This window comes from Pseudomonas sp. SIMBA_041, assembly GCF_046535095.1.
Classification (GTDB): Bacteria; Pseudomonadota; Gammaproteobacteria; order Pseudomonadales; family Pseudomonadaceae; genus Aquipseudomonas; species Aquipseudomonas mucoides.
Window position 1 is genome coordinate 1 of the sequence record NZ_JAWRXJ010000345.1, and the last position, 269, is coordinate 269.

Genomic DNA, 269 nt, shown 5'->3' on the forward strand with positions numbered 1-269 from the left:
TGCACACGAATTCGTAAAGCACGAAACTGCCATCGGCGGCCAATTGACGCGCTTCGCAAACGATTGCACAAATGGTTCGTTCAGTACCTGCGACGTCGCCTACCTGGAACGCCACGGGCGCACCGATGAATGCCTTCAGTGGCATTGAAATATCGCTGGATAGCGCTTGCAGGGTGAACCTGAGCGGCTCGCAAATACCTTCGCTTGAAGTGAGTTGATGTGGCAAGACGGCATTGCCCGGCAGGCCCATCGATGGGGCGAACTGCACT

The 269-nt window shown here is 56.1% G+C and carries 1 protein-coding gene; it reads right to left on the minus strand.

Translation table 11 applies throughout. The features are described 5' to 3' along the window. Positions 1-269, minus strand: a 269-nt coding sequence (locus SB725_RS31425) for a contractile injection system protein, VgrG/Pvc8 family (RefSeq protein WP_410923326.1), incomplete at both ends; no start/stop codon positions are given.